Origin of the sequence: Enterococcus sp. DIV1083b (assembly GCF_051713705.1) — a bacterium.
Taxonomy (GTDB): Bacteria; Bacillota; Bacilli; order Lactobacillales; family Enterococcaceae; genus Enterococcus_D; species Enterococcus_D casseliflavus.
In genome coordinates this window covers 1,995,081-2,016,754 of sequence record NZ_JBIOQJ010000001.1, presented here as the reverse complement: position 1 = coordinate 2,016,754, position 21,674 = coordinate 1,995,081, and the positions used below count along the sequence as shown (strand labels likewise).

Sequence of the window (21,674 nt, the reverse complement as noted above, 5' to 3'; positions counted from 1 at the left end):
GTCTGAAGGTTGCAGCTTTTTTTAATAATGTTCAGCTAAGTAGGTCAATAGCTCAGGTGCTAAACCAGTTGCTGATTGGTTTTCTTGACGATCTTCTAGCATGGAGACCATCAGAAACCCTTGGTCTTGCGAATCAAAGGCAAATAAGAAGCTGTTTTCTTGGCCTTTTTCATCTTGCTTTTCTTTGATTTCAGCTGTTCCTGTCTTAGCAGCTAATGGCATGTTTAATGCTGCCAAGGAATGTGCAGTTCCGTTTGGATCGGAAACAACGGCGGTCAAATCTTGATTGATTTGATCGATCGTTTCTGCTTTAAAGACTTCTTTGTCTTTTTGCTCTGCCTCTTTCACTAAACGGGGATAGACCAGCTTCCCTTGATTGGCAAAGACGGAGTAAATAGCCGCTTGCTGGATTGGATTCAATAGCAATTCTCCTTGGCCATAGCCGGTATCTGCCAGTAAAATGTCCGAATTGAAGGAGTCTTCATTTGAAATTTGAGCAGGATTCATCGCAATAGGTAAATCCAGTGTTTCACCAAAAATCAACTTCGACAAGCCGTCACGAAAGGCATCTTCGCTCATAGATAAGGTTTGCTGCGCCATATAAATGTTATCAGAGTATACCAGTGCATCCTTGAGATTCACAGAAGCTACATCAGTAACTCTCGTCACAAAGTAGTCGCCCCACGAGCTATCTTTTTGCCATTTCAATCCATCGATTGCGATACTCTGCGTAGGATCGATCGTGCCATTTTCCAAGCCGATCGCACCAGTGATGGCCTTAAAGGTCGAACCAGGTGCATAGGCCGTAGCAAAGCGGCTGATGAAAGGCAGGTCTTCATTTTGTTCATACGCATCATAATCTTCTTGTGAGATCCCTTGGGTCATTTTATTGGGATCATAACTTGGCGAGCTGGCAAGTACCAACAGATCGCCAGTTTTGGGTTCGGTAACGACCGTTGCTCCTGCTTGGTTTTGTAAGGAGTCAAACGCCGTCTTTTGGGCTTGGGCATCAATAGTCAATTGGATATCCTTGCCATCTGCGCGTTCTTTTTCTAACAGGACGGCTTTCTCAGCACCATCTTCATCTGTGATGGCGATTTTTCCGCCGTTTTCTCCTCGCAACTCTTTATCGAAGGCAGCTTCCAGACCACTACGACCAATTTGTCCGTTGCTTGCTAGTGTTTCATCTTTTTCGATATCTTCCGCTGTTACATTTCCTAAGTAACCAATCAGTTGGGCGGCAGCTTCCCCAAGTGGGTAAGTGCGTCCAGTCGTTTCTTTTAAACTTGTTCCAGTTGGCATCTCATCCGTTGGTTCGATGATCTTCAAGGGGACGAACAACTCATCTTGAACCCAAGATTGCCCCAACGCTTGATTGATGGCTTCTTCTGTCAGGTCGAAACGTTCCGCGATCGCTTTGATATTGGCGTTTTTTTCGTCTCCCGTGCCCAGTTGCCCCGGAACGACGCCTAACTGATAAAGCGTGCCATTTTCTGCTAGTGGTTCGTTGTTTCGGTCGAGAATCTCACCGCGAGTGGCATTATCTACGGAAATGCTGACTTTGTCTTGTCCCTCCATTCCTGGAAAGATCAACTGAGGGGACCAATCGATCTTGGCTTCGTTATCAGCTACAGTGATCGTGCCACTATAAGAAAGCTCGGTTAATTCACCTAACGAGGTGGTCAAGGAACCGTTGTATTGGAAATTGAATTGATCGGAATCCTTGTCATTAGGAGTTACCTCAATCCCAGATGCTTTAAATGATTCGGCACCGATACCAGTGAAGATCGCTTCGTATTTTGCAGAGACTTCGTCTGCGGTAAAGCCGGTTGATGCTAAACTGTCTTCAGACACGAAGGCAGGCAAGTCACTGTACTTCTGATCGGCCAAAGCGTCGATAAAGGAAGTGAGGGCTTTTTTAGCAGCGGCTTCTTCTTGCCGATCCTGATAGACGGTATAACCATAATAGCCGCCGCCTAGTACCAATAAGGCGGCAGGAAGTGCCAACCAGACGAAGCGCTTGGGCTTTTTCGCTGGCTTTTCGTTGCGAGAGCGCCGATTTTCTGACATATTATTGTTCCTCCTTCAAAGCCGTCATACGGGCATGATAAAGCGGCAACAGTGTTTGATAAACTGCTAAAATATCCGCCATCTCAACGTCTTCGATCATTTCTTTCGGAAAAATCTTTCCAATTTGAAGCTCGCTTTTTTTGACTTTCTTCAATCGTTCCAGATAGGTTGGCCACATGGCGATAGGGTGGTGGTCGTATTTTGTGTGATCGGGAGAAAGTGTAAAGTCAGCTGGTAATTGATCGAATAATTCTTTTTGGGCCAACCAGGATTCAGCGATCGTTGCCTGATTTTTCGGTTGGTCGATCACGCTGAGCCAAACAAAGACATACGCTTGATTGATCCCAATTTGAAAGTGGGCATCCATTTTATAGCCTCGTTTGTTCGGACCGATCCCTGCCCAGGTTTCGGCAGGAGGGTAGACGGTTCTGCGCCGGTGCTGAGCAATATGCAAATAAAAAGGCTCTTGGCAGCTTTCTTCAATTAATGGGATCGCTGTCTCACCGATCGTTTGAAAAATCGGCTGAATCTCGGCACGGATTTTTTCCATTCGTTCGTCTAACGTTTCTAAAGAAAAAGCATCAAATGATTGTTTCGTAAATAGCATAATCGTATCCTTTCTGTTGTCTGAAAATAGTATAACAAAAAAAGCCCGATAAATTACGGGCTTTTGTTTATTTTACCTTTTTTTATCGAAGGATACTCAGTCAATTTGCCGCTGGACTCAATTTAAACGTTGGTGTCTGGCTTTGTTCCTTCAAAAGATGCAAAAGATCATCCAAGAAAGAAAAGTCCATTTCTTCTAAATTAAAATAAATCCGAAAAGAATACGTATGTTTAAATAAGCTTTGGCGATGGATTTGATGAATGATCAATTCGTCATTGCGCTCATTTTGAAATTGTAGAACACGCTTTTGTTCTTCGGCATAATGAGGGCGCGCCCCTTTTTTGAAGGGACTGAATAAATAGAAACTTGTTTGTTGGTTGATGGAAAGGATTTGCTGCACGGCCAATAATTCGTTATGGAGCTGTTGTTTTTCTTTGTCTGATAAATGAGCTAAAAAAAGTTCAGCACGATTCTTTAGCGACCACATATAGTACTCCTCCTTGAATGTAGCTACAATACGACCTAAATATAGCATGAAAAAAGAATATTGTAAACGCTTTATAAATCCTTCGCTGCTTCTAAAGAGGAATTTGCTTTCAACCAGCTGGGTAAAAAGCGAACATTCGTGTTTATTAATATGTAAATGTACAGATAATCGTTGACCCGCTTTTTCTGCGTTGTTAGAATAATAAGCAAATAAAGATGTGTGTCATCGCTATGTGAAAAATATTACTTAACTGAGGTGGATTATGGAATCAGAAGTGCTTCTTTATGAAGGAAAAGCCAAGAAATTGTTTAAAACCAACGAAGAGGATGTATTGAGAGTCGTTTATTTGGATCAAGCTACTGCATTGAATGGTCAAAAGAAAGATGCCGTTGTAGGAAAGGGTGCCTTGAACAATCAGATCACTGCGCATCTTTTTCAGCGCTTAGCCGACAAAAACGTCCCAAGTCACTTTCTTCAATTAGTGTCTAAACACGAACAATTAATTCGAGCTGTTGCTATGATTCCTTTAGAAGTCGTTGTTCGCAACACGGCAGCTGGTAGTTTTTCAAAGCGCTTGGGCATCGAAGAAGGAACCAAACTGCCAAAGCCGATCGTGGAGTTTTACTACAAAGAAGATCGCTTGGATGATCCGTTTATCAATGATGATCATGTGTTTTATCTAGGGCTTGCCTCAGAAGAGGAGCTGGACCAGATCAAAACATTGGCGCTGCAAGTCAACGCTGCGTTACTGGAAATCTTTGCGAACATCAACATTCGCTTGATCGATTTTAAAATCGAGATCGGCAAAACCAAAAAGGGCGAGTTGCTTCTGGCTGATGAGATTTCACCAGATACTTGTCGTTTATGGGATATGGGGACAAATGAGCATCTTGATAAAGATGTTTATCGACGTGATTTAGGGGACATCGTTCCTGTTTATGAAGAAGTCTTAAATCGTTTAGAAAAGGAGAATTCAGCATGTATTTAGTCAAAGTTTATGTAACCTATAAGGAATCTGTTTTAGACCCTCAAGGGGAAGCTGTGAAAGGAGCGGTTCATCGCTTGGGGTATCAAGATGTCAGTGATATTCGGATCGGGAAATACTTTGAAATCAAAGTGACACCTTCAAACAATCAAACACAAGCAGCTGTAGCAGAAGAAATCGAAGCGATCTGCGACAAGCTTTTGGCAAACGTCAATATGGAAACCTACCGTTATGAAATGGTTCAAATGGAGGAAGCGGCCCTATGAAACTTGCAGTGATCGTTTTTCCTGGATCAAATTGTGATGTTGATTTGATGTGGGCAATCAAAGATATCATGGGGGCAGAAGCAGAATATGTGCGCCATGATGCAGACAGCTTAGCTGGTTTTGACGGTGTTTTGCTTCCAGGAGGATTTTCTTATGGTGATTACTTAAGATGTGGAGCGATCGCCCGTTTTTCAACGATCATGTCAGAGGTCATTCGTCTGGCAAATGAAGGCAAACCTGTCTTTGGTACCTGCAATGGGTTTCAAATTTTAACGGAAGCGGGCTTGTTACCAGGGGTTTTACAAAGAAATGAATCACTCCATTTTATTTGCAAACCGGTCCGTATGCAAGTGAATAATCAAACAGCTTTTACTTCTGAATATGAAACGGATCAAGTCATTACGCTTCCTGTCGCTCATGGTGAGGGCAATTATTATTGTGATGAAACGACTTATCAGGAATTGGTTGCCAACAATCAAATCGTTTTCCGTTATGAAGATAACGTCAACGGTAGCCTACACAACATCGCTGGTATCTGTAATAAAGCTGGCAATGTTCTAGGCATGATGCCTCATCCAGAACGAGCGATGGAAAGCTTATTAGGCTCAGAAGATGGCAAGAAGTTTTTTGCTTCATTATTGAAAAATTTTGGGAAGGTGCCGGTAAATGGATAAAATGATCGTAAAAGAACCTACACCACAAGAAATCAAAGACACGAAATTATACGAGCAATGGGGATTGACCCAAGAAGAGTATCGGATGATCTCAGAAGATATTTTGGGACGTTTACCGAACTATACCGAAACTGGACTCTTTTCAGTGATGTGGAGTGAACATTGTTCTTACAAAAATTCCAAACCTGTTTTGCGGAAATTCCCGACAGAAGGGCCGCAAGTACTGCAAGGACCTGGCGAAGGTGCGGGTATCGTGGATATCGGCGATGATCTAGCCGTCGTTTTTAAAGCGGAAAGCCATAATCATCCTTCTGCGGTGGAACCTTATGAAGGAGCAGCAACTGGTGTTGGTGGGATCATCCGCGACATCTTCAGTATGGGTGCAAGACCGATTGCTGTTTTAGACTCCTTACGATTTGGTGAGTTAGATAATCCAAGAACGAAATATCTTTTGGAAGAAGTCGTTGCTGGGATCAGTGGCTATGGCAACTGTATTGGGATTCCGACCGTCGGTGGTGAAGTGGCATTTGATCCTTGTTATGAAGGCAATCCATTAGTCAATGCGATGTGTGTAGGGATTATTGCTCACAAGGATATTCAAAAAGGGCAGGCTAAAGGTGTTGGAAACACCATCATGTATGTCGGCGCAAAAACAGGACGCGACGGGATACACGGGGCGACTTTTGCATCGGAAGAATTTGTCGAAGGAGAAGAACAACAACGTTCCGCCGTACAAGTCGGTGATCCTTTTATGGAAAAACTTTTGTTGGAAGCTTGTTTGGAATTGATCGTGGATCATTCGGACATTTTAGTCGGAATTCAAGATATGGGTGCTGCTGGATTGGTTTCTTCTAGTGCCGAGATGGCATCAAAAGCCGGATCAGGGTTGCGCTTAACGTTAGATGATGTTCCACAACGAGAAACCAATATGACGCCTTATGAAATGATGTTGTCAGAATCTCAAGAGCGGATGCTGATCTGTGTCAAAAAAGGACATGAAGCTGAAGTGGAAGCACTCTTTAAGAAATACGATCTAGAAGCCGTCGTGATCGGTGAAGTAACAGATGATGGCAACTATCGTTTGTTCCATCACGGACAGGAAGTCGCTAATTTGCCAGTAGATGCTTTAGCTGAAGATGCGCCGACTTACTACAAAGAGATGGCAGAACCGAAACGGATCAAAGTGTTTAAGGAAACACCAGACTTTGTTCCAGTGATTCATTCAGCAACGTCTGTATTTGCCGATCTACTGCAGCAGCCGACGATCGCTTCAAAACGCTCGATTTTTGAAACCTACGACTCGCAAGTTCGTACTAATACCGTGGTAGGACCCGGCAGTGATGCCGCTGTTTTACGAATCAAGGGAACCAATAAAGCCTTGGCGATGACGACTGACTGTAATGCTCGTTACCTGTACTTAGATCCAGAAGTCGGCGGACAGATCGCAGTTGCAGAAGCTGCTCGAAATATCGTCGCTTCCGGTGGGCGTCCATTGGCGATCACTGACTGCCTTAACTTCGGCTCGCCAGATAAACCAGAAGGATTCTGGGAGTTATCCACGGCTGCTGACGGGATCTCAGAAGCTTGTCGTGTGCTAGAGACACCAGTCATTTCTGGGAACGTCTCGTTATACAACGAAACGGACGGACAATCGGTCTATCCAACGCCGGTAATTGGGATGGTCGGATTGATCGAAGAGCTGGCGCATATCACGACGCAGCATTTCCAAGCAGCGGGGGATCTGATCTATGTCCTAGGGGAAACCCATGCTGACTTCAATGGGTCTGAATTGCAAAAACTGCAGACAGGAAAGATCGCTGGGCGTTTAATGTCCTTTGACCTTGAAACAGAAAAAATGAACCAACAATTGGTTACCGCAGCGATCCAAGCAGGTCTTGTTCAAAGTGCCCACGATTGTGCCGAAGGTGGTTTAGCGATCGCTTTAGCCGAATCCGCTTTTGACAAGGGCTTTGGTCTAAATGTGACCGTGTCATTGCCAGCAGCACAATTGTTTTCAGAAACCCAATCCCGATTTGTGCTTTCAGTCGCACCTGATAAGCAAGCAGCTTTTGAAGCGCTGGTAGGCGCTGCTGCAACAGCGATCGGGGAAGTGGCTGCTGATGGCCAGATTCGCATGCAAGCACAAGATGATACGATCGAGATGCCCCTTACTGAGGCGAAATTGAAATGGGAGGAAGCCATTCCATGTTTAATGAAGTAAAGAGCCTCAACGAGGAATGTGGGGTTTTTGGTGTTTGGGGTCATCCAGATGCCGCTCGTGTCACCTACTTCGGACTACACAGTTTGCAACATCGCGGCCAAGAAGGTGCAGGGATTGTCACGAATGATGCGGGGAAACTCAATGGCCACCGTGATTTAGGGTTGCTAGCGGAAGTCTTTTCGGATGAACGTGTCCTCCAGCGTCTGACAGGAGATGCTGCCATTGGTCACGTTCGTTACGCAACTGCTGGTAATGGTAGCGTTGATAATATTCAACCATTTTTATTCAAATTTTTTGATCAGCAGATTGGCTTAGCTCATAACGGCAACTTGACGAATGCGAAAAGTCTACGGAAATCCTTAGAAAAGGCTGGTGCGATTTTCCACTCGAATTCCGATACAGAGATTCTCATGCACTTGATCCGTCGCAGCGAAGAACCGCTTTTTATGGATCGGGTCAAGGAGGCATTAAATCAAGTTAAAGGTGGATTTGCGTACCTTTTACTGACCGAAAATGCCATGATCGCAGCACTAGACCCCAATGGCTTTCGGCCATTGTCAATCGGGAAAATGGTCAATGGTGCTTATGTGGTGGCTTCAGAAACCTGTGCGTTGGAAGTCATCGGTGCGGAATTTATTCGTGATGTCCGACCAGGCGAAGTCGTGATCATTGATGATGCAGGCATTCAAATTGAACAGTATACCCAAGAAGTACAACCTGCGATATGTTCGATGGAGTTTATCTATTTTGCCCGTCCTGATTCCAACATCGCTGGCGTCAATGTCCATCGTGCCCGTAAAAATATGGGCCGTCGCTTAGCACAAGAGGCGCCGATCGAAGCGGATATGGTCATTGGTGTACCGAATTCATCCTTATCTGCTGCCAGCGGGTATGCAGAAGCTTCAGGTATTCCCTATGAATTAGGCTTAGTAAAAAATCAATACATCGCACGAACGTTTATTCAACCGACGCAGGAGTTAAGGGAACAAGGCGTACGGATGAAGCTCTCAGCTGTTCGTGGCGTAGTCGAAGGCAAACGAGTGATTCTAGTCGACGATTCGATCGTCCGAGGAACCACCAGCCGCCGTATCGTGCAACTGCTAAAAGAAGCCGGTGCCAAAGAAGTTCATGTACGTATCGGTTCGCCGCCTTTGCGCTATCCGTGTTTTTACGGGATCGACATTCAAACGAGAAAAGAATTGATCGCAGCCAAATATACGGAAGCTGAGATTTGTGAAAAAATCGAAGCAGATTCTTTGGCCTTTTTAAGTGAAGACGGGTTGATCGAAGCGATCGGTTTAGATTTTGACGCACCTTACTCAGGATTGTGTATGGCCTATTTCAATGGCGATTATCCAACCCCTTTGTATGATTATGAAGAAAACTATCTCGCGTCTTTAGCTGAATAAATTGTAGGCAAAAATGGTTTTTCAAACGAAGCAGTGAAGGACCGCTGGTTTACTTGCGTTAACGACGAATGAGCTGAATGAAGAAAAGCGGATGAATGATTGAGGAGGAACGAACGTGGCAAATGCATATGCAAAAGCCGGTGTCGATGTCGAAGCCGGTTATGAAGTAGTCGAACGGATCAAAAAGCATGTGAAACGAACAGAACGTCTAGGCGTGATGGGGGCAATCGGGGGTTTTGGTGGCTGTTTTGACTTATCATCGTACCAATTGAAAGAACCAGTACTCGTTTCTGGGACAGATGGTGTAGGAACTAAGCTTTTATTGGCGATCCAGCAAGAACAGCATACAACGATCGGCATTGATTGCGTCGCAATGTGCGTGAATGATATCGTCGCTCAAGGGGCAGAACCTATCTACTTCCTTGACTATGTTGCAGTCGGTAAAAACGATCCTGCAAAGATCGAACAAATCATTGCTGGTGTCGCAGAGGGCTGTGTGCAAGCGGGTGCTGCCCTGATTGGTGGGGAAACCGCTGAAATGCCGGGAATGTACCAACCAGAAGAATATGATCTTGCTGGCTTTGCCGTAGGAATCGTCGAAAAAAGTCGCTTGATCACTGGAGAAACCATCAAAGAAGGCGATGAGCTGATTGGTTTGCCTTCATCAGGCATTCACTCGAATGGGTACTCTTTAGTCAGAAAAGTCTTTTTTGAACAGCATGGCTATACAGGAGCAGAAACATTTGCAGAACTTGACAACCAAACACTTGTAGAATGTTTATTGACGCCAACGAGAATTTACGTGGATGCATTGAAGCCTTTATTGACAGAAGGATTGCTAGCTGGAATTTCTCATATCACTGGTGGCGGCTTTGTTGAAAATATCCCGCGGATGCTGCCTGAAGGTCTGGCGGCAGAAATCTCCTTAGACACTTGGCCGCAGTTGCCGATATTTGATCTAATCGCTGCTCATGGCGCGATTCCTCACCAAGAAATGTTCGAGATTTTCAACATGGGGATCGGTATGGTCTTAGCCGTTGCGCCAGAAAATGTTGTGGCAGTAATGGCGCTTCTATCCGCCAATGAAGAACCAGCGTATCGGATCGGTAAAGTGACGAAACGTGACAACGAAGCTGTCTGCTTTAAAGAGGCAGTCCGATGAGGATCGCCGTCTTTGCTTCTGGAACGGGCAGCAATTTTACAGCGATCGCCGACGCGATCCAAGCTAATGAAATCAAAGGGGCGCAGATCGGATTGGTCTTTTCCGATAAACCTGCAGCGCTAGTGATAGAAAAAGCCCGCGCAAGAGACTATGAAACGCTTGTCTTGGAGCCAGCGGCTTTTGCGTCAAAAGCAGCCTTTGAAAGGAAATTGATCGAAGAATTGCAGGATCATGCCATCGATTTTATTGTTTTAGCTGGGTATATGCGGATCATCGGGAACACCTTATTATCCGCTTATGAAGGCAGAGTCATCAATATCCATCCCTCGTTGTTGCCGAGCTTCCCAGGCAAATCTGGGATTGCCGATGCCTTCGCTTATGGCGTGAAAGTGACGGGGGTTACGGTTCATTATGTCGATGCTGGCATTGATACAGGGCCAATCATTGCCCAAGAAATCGTTCGGATTGACACCGACGATACGTTAACAAGTGTGACAGAGAAAATTCATCAAGTGGAACACCAAATCTATCCAGCTGTTTTAGCTGAAATTGTGGAAAAGGGGCTATCAAATCGTGAATAAACGTGCATTAATCAGTGTGTCTGACAAAGAAGGACTGGTACCATTTGTCCAAGAATTGACCAATTTAGGATTTGAGATCATTTCAACTGGCGGGACCAAAACCGTCTTGGAGGAAGCAGGGCTTCAACCGATCGGCATCGAAGCGATCACAGAATTTCCTGAAATGATGGACGGTAGGGTAAAAACGCTACATCCGCGGGTGCATGGTGGTCTGTTAGGGCGACGTGATCTGCCTTCTCATATGGAGGCAATGGCTGAGCACGGTATTTTACCGATCGACCTCGTTGTCGTCAATCTTTATCCATTTAAAGAAACGATCAGCAAGCCTGATGTCACAGAAGCCGACGCAATCGAAAATATCGACATCGGCGGACCAAGCATGCTGCGTTCTGCGGCGAAAAACCATGCCTCAGTAACTGTTGTCGTTGATCCCAAGGATTACGACTGGGTCTTAACTGAGCTGAAGGAAGGCAATACGACGCTGGCATCAAGAAAGAAATTAGCTGCCAAAGTCTTCCGCCATACCGCAGCCTACGATGCCTTGATTGGTGAATACTTGACCAAAGCGGTGGCTGAAACAGAAACGGAGAACCTGACGAAAACCTATGTTTTGAAACAAACATTGCGTTATGGTGAAAATAGTCATCAGAAAGCTTCCTTCTATCAAGACGCATTATCCGTGCCCTATTCGATTGCCAGCGCAAAACAAATCCACGGCAAAGAATTGTCTTACAACAACATTAAAGATGCTGACGCTGCCTTGCGGATCGCAGAAGAATTTACAGAGCCAACTGCAGTAGCCCTCAAGCACATGAATCCCTGTGGAATCGGAAGTGGAGAAACGATTGCTGAAGCTTTCCAAGAAGCTTACGAAGCAGACCCAGTGTCGATTTTTGGCGGGATTATCGTCTTAAATCGTCCAGTTGATGTGGCAACTGCGGAGCAACTGCAGCGGATTTTTCTTGAGATCATTATTGCACCTGCATTTGAAGAAGGAGCACTAGAAATTTTAACGAAGAAAAAAAATCTGCGCTTGCTGGTTGTTGATTTCGAAAAAGCAGCCAAACAGCCAGAAGTTGTCTCTGTCCTTGGGGGCTTATTGGTGCAAGAACCAGATGATCAAATGGAGTCACCAGCAGATTGGACAGTGGTGACCAAAAGACAGCCGACACCAGAAGAAATCGCAGCCTTGGCATTTGCTTGGAAAGCGGTGAAACACGTGAAGTCCAATGCGATCGTTTTAGCCAATCAACAGCAAACCGTCGGGATCGGTGCTGGTCAGATGAACCGCGTTGGTTCAGTGAAAATCGCTGTGGAACAAGCCCGTGAAAACAATAAATTGGCTGGTTCAGTGCTGGCAAGCGATGCCTTTTTCCCGATGGATGACAGTGTCGAATATGCAGCACAACAAGGAATCAAAGCGATTATTCAACCTGGTGGTAGTATCAAAGATCAAGAATCGATCGACATGGCAGATAAGTACGGTGTGGCGATGGTCTTTACTGGTGTTCGTCATTTTAAACACTAAGAAATAGGAGAAGACGATGAAAATACTTGTTATTGGTAGTGGTGGCAGAGAACATGCCGTCGCAAAAAAGTTTCTGCAAGACCCTCAAGTTGAAACAGTCTTTTGTGCAAAGGGAAATCCTGGAATGCGAAAAGACGGGATCGTGATAGTCGCAATTGAAGAGTCCGATCATGAAGGTTTGATTGCTTTTGCTCAAGAGCAGGAGGTTGATTGGACCTTCGTTGGTCCAGAAGTTCCATTACTAAATGGCATCGTAGATGATTTTCAGGCGGCGGGCTTGGAAATTTTTGGTCCCAATCGACAAGCAGCGATGATCGAAGGATCAAAAGAGTTTGCCAAAGAATTGATGCGTGCCAATCACATTCCAACAGCTGACTATCAAAGCTTTACAGATAGTGCGCAAGCAAAAGCATATATCCAACTTAAAGGTGCACCGATCGTTATCAAAGCGGATGGCTTAGCGGCAGGCAAAGGCGTAGTTGTTGCTGAAACCGTTGATGAGGCGAATGCAGCTGTCGAAGCGATGCTGGAGCAAAATGCTTTTGGTGAAAGTGGTGCAAAAGTGGTGATCGAAGAGTTTTTGGCTGGCGAAGAGTTTTCGCTCTTGGCGTTTGTTAAGGATGAAGCCGTCTATCCAATGGTCATTGCCCAAGACCATAAACGTGCGTTTGATGGCGATTTAGGGCCGAATACAGGAGGTATGGGGGCATACACACCAGTACCGCAGATTCCGCAAGAAATGGTCGATCAAGCGGTCAAAGAAGTTTTACTTCCTGCAGCAAAAGGGATGATTCGTAATAAGACACCATTTACTGGTATTCTTTATGCAGGTCTGATTGCTACTAATGATGGACCGAAAGTCATTGAATTTAATGCTCGTTTTGGTGATCCAGAAACGCAAGTCGTGTTAAGTCGTTTAGATAGTAGCCTGGCACAGATCATTGATGATCTCTTGCAGGATCGAGAGCCCGCGATCCGCTGGAATCAAGCGGCTTCGATCGGTGTCGTGATTGCATCGCAAGGATATCCTGGCAAGTATCAGCAAGGAATGCCTGTTCCATCTCCTCAAGGAGAAGGAACACAATTCTTTTATGCAGGAGTGGAGGAGACTGCTGATCAAGGCGATTTGACGGCAGCTGGTGGTCGTGTTTTTCTTGTGGAAGCTTCAGCTGAGGATTTAGCTACTGCACAAAAGAACGTCTATGAAGCAATCAATAAATTGCCTTTGTCGGGTTTGTTTTATCGAAATGACATTGGTGACAAAGCCTTACACTATAGCAACTCATCAAAGGCGATGAAGTAAAGAACGTTTCAATGCGTAATGCAAATTGAAAGTAAAGGATGACTGCCAGTAGAACCAATCGGTTGTGCTGGTGGTTTTCATTTTATGGGAGGTTTTTTTGACGTTGGTGTAGCGTTTTCATCTTGTTGTGCTAAAATAAGAATGTAGTTTAGATAAGGAGGAACTTTACGTGAAAAAAATTAAATTCGGTCCCACTGATTTAGAAGTATCTAGCGTGATTTTAGGCTTGATGCGAATCAACAATGCCAAAGACCCAGTGAAAGTATTGACGACAGCGATTGAAAATGACATTACCTTTTTTGACCATGCCGATATTTATGGTCGCGGTGAATGTGAAACGATTTTTGCGGAAGCATTAGCAAAAACGGATGCCAAAAGAGAAGATTTGTTTATTCAATCAAAATGTGGCATCGTTCCTGGTGAAATGTTTGATTTTTCGAAAGAGCATATCATTTCTTCTGTGGAAGGTAGTTTGCAACGATTAAAAACTGATCATTTGGATGCGTTATTATTGCACCGTCCTGATACTTTGTTTGAACCAGAAGAAGTGGCAGCTGCCTTTGATCAATTAGAAAAAGACGGCAAAGTGAAATACTTCGGTGTCAGCAATCAAAAACCTGGTCAAATCGAGCTATTGAAAAAATATGTTTCGCAACCTTTAGTAGCGAATCAACTGCAATTCGGGATCATGCATACAGGGATGATCGATCAAGGGATTCATGTGAATATGACGGATGCTGGTAGTGTCGATCATGATGGAGAAATTCTTGAATATTCTCGCTTGCATGAGATGACGATCCAAGCTTGGTCTCCGTATCAATATGGTTTCTTCGAAGGTGTCTTTATCGGTAACGAGAAATTCCCAGAGTTGAACGAAAAATTGACCGAACTAGCGGACAAGTATCAAACGACACCGACAGGTATTGCTTCTGCGTGGATCTTACGTCACCCTGCAAACATGCAGGTGATTGCTGGAACGATGACCCCACATCGGATCGAAGAAATCGCGCAAGCATCTTCGATCGTATTGACCCGCCATGAATGGTATGAGGTGTATAAAGCAGCAGGGAACATCTTGCCGTAATTTATTAGTAAATTCCGTTTTTTTCAGTACTTATAAGGATGAATGTTCGTAAAAGACGAACATTCATCCTTTTTTTTCAAAAAGTATTTCTAAAAAGCTTGTATTTCACTTCTAGGTGGTTTAAATTGTTGTGGGCGTTAAAAATAGGCTGATGCCATTTGATGCTTGCTTCACTCTTAGTAAGATTTGGAGGATATTTTTATGTTTGACATGAAAGTTTTTGATTACGAAGATATACAACTGATTCCTAACAAGTGTATCGTGAACAGCCGTTCAGAATGTGATACCACGGTGACATTAGGCGGACACTCGTTTAAGATGCCTGTTGTTCCTGCAAATATGCAAACGATTATTGATGATTCGATCGCAGAATTTTTAGCTGAAAATGGCTATTTTTATATTATGCACCGCTTTGATGAAGAAGCACGGATTCCATTTATCAAAAAAATGAAAAGCCGTGGCTTGATTGCTTCTATCAGCGTGGGTGTCAAAGAAAATGAATATGCCTTTGTAGAAGAACTAGCTGAGAAAGAGCTTGTTCCTGATTTTATCACGATCGATATTGCCCATGGCCACTCAAACGCCGTGATCAATATGATTCAACACATCAAGAAGCATTTACCAGCAACGTTTGTGATCGCTGGAAATGTTGGAACGCCAGAAGCAGTTCGTGAATTGGAAAACGCTGGCGCAGATGCAACAAAAGTCGGTATTGGACCAGGGAAAGTTTGTATCACAAAAATCAAAACTGGTTTCGGGACTGGCGGCTGGCAGTTAGCAGCACTACGCTGGTGTGCCAAAGCTGCTCGCAAACCAATCATTGCAGATGGAGGCATTCGGACACACGGCGATATCGCTAAATCTGTCCGTTTCGGTGCAACAATGGTCATGATCGGTTCATTGTTTGCAGGTCATGAAGAATCACCAGGGGAAACTAAGGTAGAAAACGGCGTTGTGATGAAAGAATACTTTGGTTCTGCATCAGAATTTCAAAAAGGTGAAAAGAAAAACGTGGAAGGAAAGAAAATTTGGATTCAATACAAAGGTTCTTTGAAAGACACGTTAGTTGAAATGCAGCAAGACTTGCAATCATCAATCTCTTATGCAGGCGGAAAAGACTTAGAATCGATTCGTAAAGTGGATTACGTCATCGTGAAAAATTCGATTTTTAATGGAGATACGATCTAAACAGGATACTAAAGAAGCGACCTTCTATTGGTCGTTTCTTTTTTTGTAAGAAGAACCATTTTGTTTTTCTGTTTTCTTCGTTATAATAGAAGCAATGAAGAGTAGAGGAGCGGGTGACCAAATGACAATCAAAGTGATGTCAGTGTTCGGTACCAGACCGGAAGCCATCAAAATGGCGCCACTAGTAAAGGAATTGGAAAACGACCCGCGTTTTGAATCGATCGTTGTGGTGACGGCGCAGCATCGAGAAATGTTGGATCAAGTATTAACGGTTTTTGAGATCGCACCAGACTATGATCTGGATATTATGACTTTAGGGCAAACCTTGACAGGGATCACCACCAAAGTTTTACTGGATCTAGAACCGATCCTGCAAAAAGAAACTCCTGATATCGTGCTGGTTCATGGGGATACGACCACGGCTTATGCAGCCGCGACGGCCGCCTTTTATCAGCAAATTCCTGTGGGGCATGTGGAAGCCGGTTTGCGCACATGGAACAAAAAATCTCCTTATCCAGAGGAAGCCAATCGTCAGTTGATCGATGTCTTAGCTGATTTTTACTTTGCGCCAACTTCCCAAAGCAAAAAAAATCTGCTGGCTGAAAACCGCAATGAGGCTGCGATTTATGTAACAGGTAATACCGCCATTGATGCGATGCGTTATACGATCTCGGAGGAATACCAGCATCCAGAACTTTCCGCAGCAGATCAAACCATGATCCTACTAACAATGCATCGTCGAGAAAACTTAGGTGCTCCGATGCAGCAAGTCTTTCGTGCTTTAGCACAGATCGCAAAAGAGAAGCCAACGATCAAAGTGGTTTTCCCTATGCATAAGAATCCTCAAGTGCGAGGGATTGCTCAGGAGATTCTTGGAGAACTAGCAAATGTTACGTTGATTGAGCCTTTAGATGTCATTGATTTTCATAACGTTGCGAATCAAAGTACCTTGATTTTGACGGATTCCGGTGGTGTCCAAGAAGAAGCGCCGTCATTAGGCGTTCCTGTTTTGGTCTTGCGAGATACAACAGAGCGTCCAGAAGGCATTGCTGCAGGTACGTTAAAACTGATCGGTACGTCTGAAGCTGCGGTTTATCAGGAAACAAAGCGACTGCTAGAAGATCCAGAAGCTTACAATGCCATGGCACATGCAGAGAATCCATACGGCGATGGGAAAGCAAGCCAGCGAATCCTGCAAATTTTAGCCGATCATTTTTCGTGAGAGCTAGAGTGAATAATAATTCTCCCAGTATAGGTGAACATAGAGAAAGAGGCAGCTGTTTGTTAAATGGCTGTCTTTTTATATACATGAAACCTGCGTGAACGCCGTTTCCATTTTTTCGTTGATTGTGACAAACGAAGAAGCTTGATTAAGTGTGAGTTTCGCTTTGAAAGGATTTCTGTTCATCTGCTCGTATATAAAGGTTTATCAAGTATAAAATCACATCAGTTCTTTAAAGTTGTTATTTTATTGTAAGACCTTTCATTTGAAAACCTATGGAAAACTTTGAAAAAAGGGTACTTTTTTCCTTAGATGCTGTTGACATTGGTTAGGATAGCAGTTATTATGTGGGTAGTTGGAAGAAAGACTTCCGACGAACTGACATTTTACACAAATAATTGTTAGGTGAGGCTCCTATATGGACACAAGCTGCTGCCGCAAAAGCATCGAGAGATGCTTAGTTGGTAGGACAGGTCTAATCGTGAAGGTTAAACCCAAAGTAGCTGATAGCAAATTTGCTATCTACGCCCTATAGTGCTAAAGCTCTACAATGATCATGAGTTTTTTACGCATGCTTATTGGGAGCGTGCGTTTTTTTGTGTCTTTTGCGCGCGTTCCACAGTGACTTACCTAATAAAAAGAAAGGAAGATTCACATGGAATACCCCAGTCCCCAGATGAAACAGCGGAGTAGTTATCGAATCGCTAGGGGTGGCGTAAGCAACTCCTAAGTGCTAGGAGGAAAAAAAGATGTTAAAAAAACTATCGAAAGATCAAGAACTAAAATTACTTGCAAAATTGACCGAAAGAGAATTATTGATGGAGATGCGGACCTCCTTCCAAGGGTTATCGGAAGAAGATGCTGCAGAACGTTTAGCAGAGTATGGTCCAAACAAAGTCGACGCACAAAAACCAACACCCGCTTGGTTGATGATCTTAGGCGCTTTTAAAGATCCCTTTGTGTTAGTTTTAGCCCTATTAATGATTATTTCTTTTGTAACAGGCGATATTGAAGCAGTGATTGTGATGGGAATCATGATTTTAGCCAGTGTCATGATTACTTTCGTCCAAGAATACCGTTCCCAAAAAGCAAGCTTAGCGTTAAAAGAACTTATTGAAAATACTTGTTCCGTAACCAGAGATGGAATCACGAGAGAAATTCCAATGGATGAAGTCGTTCCTGGAGACATCGTCACCTTAGCAACTGGCGACATGATCCCTGCGGATGCGATCTTGATTTGGACCAAAGATTTATTTATCAATCAATCTTCATTAACAGGCGAATCAATGCCCGTTGAAAAATTTGTCGATGCTGGGATCAAAGAAAGCGATGAACAAATTTCTGCACTAGATATGCAAGATCTTGTTTTCATGGGTACCGATGTCTTAAGTGGTCAAGGAAAAGCCATTATTTTGAAAACCGGTCAAAGTACATTCTTTGGCGATATTGCTAAAAATGCGACCACGAAACGCGGCAAAACAACCTTTGAAGATGGCTTAACGAAAGTCAGCAAACTATTGTTGCGAATGGTCATGGTTCTTTTCCCAATCGTTTTACTGATCAATGGATTAACCAAGGGTGATTGGGGCGAAGCGTTGTTCTTCGCGATTGCAGTAGCAGTTGGTTTGACGCCAGAAATGCTACCAATGATTGTTACCAGTAACTTAGCCAAAGGGGCGATCTCTTTATCAAAAGAAAAAGTGATCGTCAAAGAATTGCCTTCAATTCAAAACTTAGGTGCAATGGATGTGCTATGTACCGATAAAACGGGTACGATCACCGAAGATCGTGTCGTGCTGGTACAACATTTAAACCCATTTGGCGTAGAAGATAAACAAGTCCTTGATATGACGTATTTAAATTCTTACTATCAAACAGGGTGGAAAAACCTGATGGATATTGCTGTCTTAAACTACTATGAAGAAGAAGGCTTGGCAGCGCCATTTAACGATGTGACAAAAATCGATGAGATTCCGTTTGACTTCTCACGTCGCCGCTTGACGGTTGTTGTCAATGCAGATGGTCATCAACTGATGGTCACTAAAGGTGCCGCCGAGGAAATGGAACAAGTCTGCAAGTACGTAGAAGTTGATGGCAAAGTGATGGAATTGACTCCTCAATTGAGAAAACAATTGCGTCAAGTGAATTTGCGCTTGAATAAACAAGGAATGCGCGTGTTGACTGTTGCTGTAAAACGCGATGCCCACGCAGATGCCGTTTATTCTGTAGAAGATGAACAAGATATGATCATGATTGGCTTTATGGGCTTCTTAGATCCAGCAAAAGAAACAGCAAAAACAGCGATTGCTTCTTTACACGGTCATGGCATCAATGTCAAAGTGTTAACGGGAGATAATGCGATCGTTGCGCAAAAAGTTTGTCGAGATGTTGGTATTGATGCAGATGAATACTTGTTAGGAACCGATATAGATCATCTGTCAGATGAAGAGTTAGCAGAGAAAGCTGCAAAAACTAATCTGTTTGCAAAATTAAACCCAATGCAAAAATCCCGAATCATTGAAACCATTCAAGCGGCAGGCCATACGGTCGGCTTTATGGGAGATGGCATCAACGACGCGCCTGCTTTACGTACAGCAGATGTTGGTATCTCGGTTGATACCGCAGCAGATATCACCAAAGATGCCAGCTCGATCATTTTATTAGAAAAAAGTTTGAATGTCCTTGATAAAGGGGTCATCGAAGGCCGCAAAGTATTTACCAATATGATGAAGTACATCAAAATGACGTTGAGTTCGAATTTCGGGAATGTGTTCTCGATCTTAGTTGCTAGTGCCTTTTTACCTTTCTTACCAATGTTGTCCATTCAACTGTTGGTTCAAAACTTGGTGTACGATATGGCCCAATTGACGATCCCATGGGACAACGTAGACAAAGCAGAGTTAGAAAAACCAGTTAAATGGCAAGTGGGTGGACTATTGAAGTTTACCGTCGGCATTGGACCTGTCAGCAGCATCTTCGATATTTTGACTTTCTTTATGATGTGGCATGTCTTTAGTGCAAATACCATCCAAGAGCAAGCCTTGTTCCAAGCAGGATGGTTTATGATTGGCTTGACGACACAAACCTTAGTCGTTCACATGATCAGAACGAGAAAATTACCATTTATCAAAAGTATCGCATCACCTGCAGTTTTGATTTCAAGTGTTCTAGCGATTGCAGTTGGCTTCTTGGTCATCTTGACGCCATTGCATACCGTCTTTGATTTTGCAGCACTGCCATCAAGTTACTGGCCATGGTATGTCGGTATCAATCTAGCTTATTTAGTAACAGTTGAGTTTGCGAAACGCATTTACATTCATGTCACGAGAGAATGGATTTAAAAAAACAGGTCGGCGTTCTTCCTAACAGGGGGAGAATCGCCGATCTGTTTCTTTTTATCCGTTCTCTGTATTATTTTTTTCTCATATTAAGAAATTTCGCTTTGATTCAAGTCGAATCCTTCACAAGTGATAAAAGGAGGTTAATGATAAATCTGTTTAGCGGAATGGTGGATGCTGTACTATTCTTAAATAAAAAAAAGAATCTGAAAAGAAAAAATTGAAGAAAGCGATTGCTTTAATGTGATTAATTTCACTAATGTTTTCTTAAGAGTTGCTACAGTGGGAATTCTTTTATTAAAAAAAATACCCTTTTCACTTGTCATTTTCGAAGTTAAATGATAATTTATAAGAGTAAATGAAATTTCGATAGTACAGATTTAAACCCTGTTACATACGAAAGTGAATTTTTATATCAGAGAGGAAAGTGTGTCAAGATGGCAAAAAAACAAAAAGCACTTGATTTCCAAGCGATTTTGGAGCAAGTCAATGCGGATTTTCCAACTTACCAAGCTTTGGACAAAGACGGGAAAATTGTAAATCAAGAGTTAGTACCAGATTTAAGTGACGACGAATTAGTTGAATTGATGACTCGTATGGTATGGTCTCGTGTATTAGACCAACGCTCAACTGCGTTAAACCGTCAAGGTCGTCTAGGTTTCTTCGCGCCAACTGCTGGACAAGAAGCAAGCCAATTAGCAAGTCAATTTGCTTTTGAAAAAGAAGACGTTTTATTACCTGGTTACCGTGATGTACCACAATTGATCCAACACGGTCTGCCATTGAAAGAAGCTTTCTTATGGTCACGTGGCCACGTTGCTGGGAACCTTTATCCAGAAGATTTAAAAGCATTGCCACCACAAATCATTATTGGTGCACAATACGTCCAAGCAGCCGGCGTTGCTTTAGGATTGAAAAAACGCAACAAGAAAAATGTTGTATTCACTTATACAGGTGATGGCGGTTCTTCACAAGGGGACTTCTATGAAGCAATCAACTTTGCAGGGGCTTACCATGCAAACGCTGTATTCTATATCCAAAACAATGGTTTTGCGATCTCTACACCTCGTGAAGTACAAAGTGCGGCACCAACATTGGCACAAAAAGCTGCAGCAGCTGGGATCCCTGGTATCCAAGTTGACGGTATGGATCCATTGGCAGTGTACTATGTTTCTAAAGCAGCTCGTGAATGGGCAGCAAACGGCAACGGTCCTGTATTGATTGAAACCTTGACTTACCGTTACGGTCCACATACATTGTCTGGTGATGATCCAACCCGTTACCGTTCAAAAGACATGGACAGCGAATGGCAACAAAAAGATCCATTGGTACGTTTCCGTACTTACCTAACTGAAAAAGGACTTTGGTCTGAAGAAAAAGAAGAACAAGTCATTGAACAAACAAAAGAAGAAATCAAAGCAGCGATCGCTGAAGCGGACCGCGTGCCAAAACAAAAAGTTTCAGATTTCTTGAAAAACATGTTTGAAGTACAACCACAAAACATTAAAGAACAAATTGCAACTTACGAAGCGAAGGAGTCGAAATAGTC

At 43.4% G+C, this 21,674-nt stretch carries 17 protein-coding genes and 1 riboswitch; of the genes, 14 read left to right on the top strand and 3 right to left on the bottom strand.

What is annotated here, in order from left to right:
- Positions 1–21: 21 nt before the first annotated feature.
- The 3 genes from pbp4 to IGI69_RS09310 all read right to left on the bottom strand — a co-directional run bounded on the left by pbp4 (position 22) and on the right by IGI69_RS09310 (position 3,212).
- Positions 22–2,070: a penicillin-binding protein PBP4(5) gene (gene pbp4 / locus IGI69_RS09320; RefSeq protein WP_438740597.1), complete on the bottom strand. Its 2,049-nt coding sequence runs from the start codon at positions 2,068–2,070 to the stop codon at positions 22–24.
- Between the two features lies 1 nt (position 2,071).
- Positions 2,072–2,677, bottom strand: coding sequence for a DUF1054 domain-containing protein (locus tag IGI69_RS09315; protein ID WP_074932671.1), 606 nt, complete (start codon positions 2,675–2,677; stop codon positions 2,072–2,074).
- 100 nt (positions 2,678–2,777) lie between these two features.
- Positions 2,778–3,212 carry a hypothetical protein gene (locus IGI69_RS09310; protein WP_016611022.1) on the bottom strand — a complete coding sequence of 145 codons (435 nt, stop codon included), beginning with the start codon at positions 3,210–3,212 and terminating at the stop codon, positions 2,778–2,780.
- Positions 3,213–3,426: 214 nt separating this feature from the next.
- On the opposite strand from IGI69_RS09310, the gene purC reads away from it, so the two are divergent.
- The 14 genes from purC to pdhA all read left to right on the top strand — a co-directional run bounded on the left by purC (position 3,427) and on the right by pdhA (position 21,672).
- The gene (gene purC / locus IGI69_RS09305) at positions 3,427–4,152 is read left to right on the top strand and encodes a phosphoribosylaminoimidazolesuccinocarboxamide synthase (protein WP_015509889.1); all 726 of its coding nucleotides are present in this window, start codon (positions 3,427–3,429) and stop codon (positions 4,150–4,152) included.
- A complete protein-coding gene (purS, locus tag IGI69_RS09300) occupies positions 4,143–4,415 on the top strand; it encodes a phosphoribosylformylglycinamidine synthase subunit PurS (RefSeq protein WP_010749587.1) in 273 nt (90 codons plus the stop codon). The genes purC and purS overlap by 10 nt, the downstream gene beginning before the upstream one ends.
- Entirely contained in the window at positions 4,412–5,089 is a 678-nt protein-coding gene (purQ, locus tag IGI69_RS09295) for a phosphoribosylformylglycinamidine synthase subunit PurQ (protein WP_438740595.1), read from the top strand. Before purS ends, purQ begins: the two co-directional genes overlap by 4 nt.
- Positions 5,082–7,310, top strand: coding sequence for a phosphoribosylformylglycinamidine synthase subunit PurL (purL, locus tag IGI69_RS09290; RefSeq protein WP_438740593.1), 2,229 nt, complete (start codon positions 5,082–5,084; stop codon positions 7,308–7,310). The genes purQ and purL overlap by 8 nt, the downstream gene beginning before the upstream one ends.
- A complete protein-coding gene (gene purF, locus IGI69_RS09285; protein WP_010749590.1) occupies positions 7,295–8,719 on the top strand; it encodes an amidophosphoribosyltransferase in 1,425 nt (474 codons plus the stop codon). The genes purL and purF overlap by 16 nt, the downstream gene beginning before the upstream one ends.
- A 115-nt stretch (positions 8,720–8,834) precedes the next feature.
- Positions 8,835–9,881, top strand: a complete 1,047-nt coding sequence (purM, locus tag IGI69_RS09280) for a phosphoribosylformylglycinamidine cyclo-ligase (RefSeq protein ID WP_438740591.1) — start codon at positions 8,835–8,837, stop codon at positions 9,879–9,881.
- Positions 9,878–10,462, top strand: coding sequence for a phosphoribosylglycinamide formyltransferase (gene purN / locus IGI69_RS09275; protein ID WP_438740589.1), 585 nt, complete (start codon positions 9,878–9,880; stop codon positions 10,460–10,462). Before purM ends, purN begins: the two co-directional genes overlap by 4 nt.
- Positions 10,455–11,990 carry a bifunctional phosphoribosylaminoimidazolecarboxamide formyltransferase/IMP cyclohydrolase gene (gene purH / locus IGI69_RS09270; protein WP_438740587.1) on the top strand — a complete coding sequence of 512 codons (1,536 nt, stop codon included), beginning with the start codon at positions 10,455–10,457 and terminating at the stop codon, positions 11,988–11,990. The genes purN and purH overlap by 8 nt, the downstream gene beginning before the upstream one ends.
- Before the next feature lie 16 nt (positions 11,991–12,006).
- Positions 12,007–13,293 carry a phosphoribosylamine--glycine ligase gene (gene purD / locus IGI69_RS09265; protein ID WP_438740585.1) on the top strand — a complete coding sequence of 429 codons (1,287 nt, stop codon included), beginning with the start codon at positions 12,007–12,009 and terminating at the stop codon, positions 13,291–13,293.
- Positions 13,294–13,462: 169 nt separating this feature from the next.
- Entirely contained in the window at positions 13,463–14,377 is a 915-nt protein-coding gene (locus tag IGI69_RS09260; protein WP_081116645.1) for an aldo/keto reductase, read from the top strand.
- Between the two features lie 210 nt (positions 14,378–14,587).
- Complete coding sequence (guaC, locus tag IGI69_RS09255; RefSeq protein ID WP_081487946.1) at positions 14,588–15,565, top strand: GMP reductase; 978 nt, start codon at positions 14,588–14,590, stop codon at positions 15,563–15,565.
- Between the two features lie 121 nt (positions 15,566–15,686).
- Positions 15,687–16,787 (top strand): non-hydrolyzing UDP-N-acetylglucosamine 2-epimerase, encoded by a 1,101-nt coding sequence (gene wecB, locus IGI69_RS09250; protein ID WP_016611033.1) that lies wholly within the window; start codon positions 15,687–15,689, stop codon positions 16,785–16,787.
- A gap of 390 nt (positions 16,788–17,177) precedes the next feature.
- Positions 17,178–17,349: riboswitch (M-box (ykoK) riboswitch) on the top strand.
- A gap of 187 nt (positions 17,350–17,536) precedes the next feature.
- A complete protein-coding gene (mgtA, locus tag IGI69_RS09245) occupies positions 17,537–20,128 on the top strand; it encodes a magnesium-translocating P-type ATPase (RefSeq protein ID WP_438740583.1) in 2,592 nt (863 codons plus the stop codon).
- A gap of 434 nt (positions 20,129–20,562) precedes the next feature.
- Positions 20,563–21,672: a pyruvate dehydrogenase (acetyl-transferring) E1 component subunit alpha gene (gene pdhA, locus IGI69_RS09240; RefSeq protein WP_005231936.1), complete on the top strand. Its 1,110-nt coding sequence runs from the start codon at positions 20,563–20,565 to the stop codon at positions 21,670–21,672.
- Positions 21,673–21,674 lie beyond the last annotated feature (2 nt).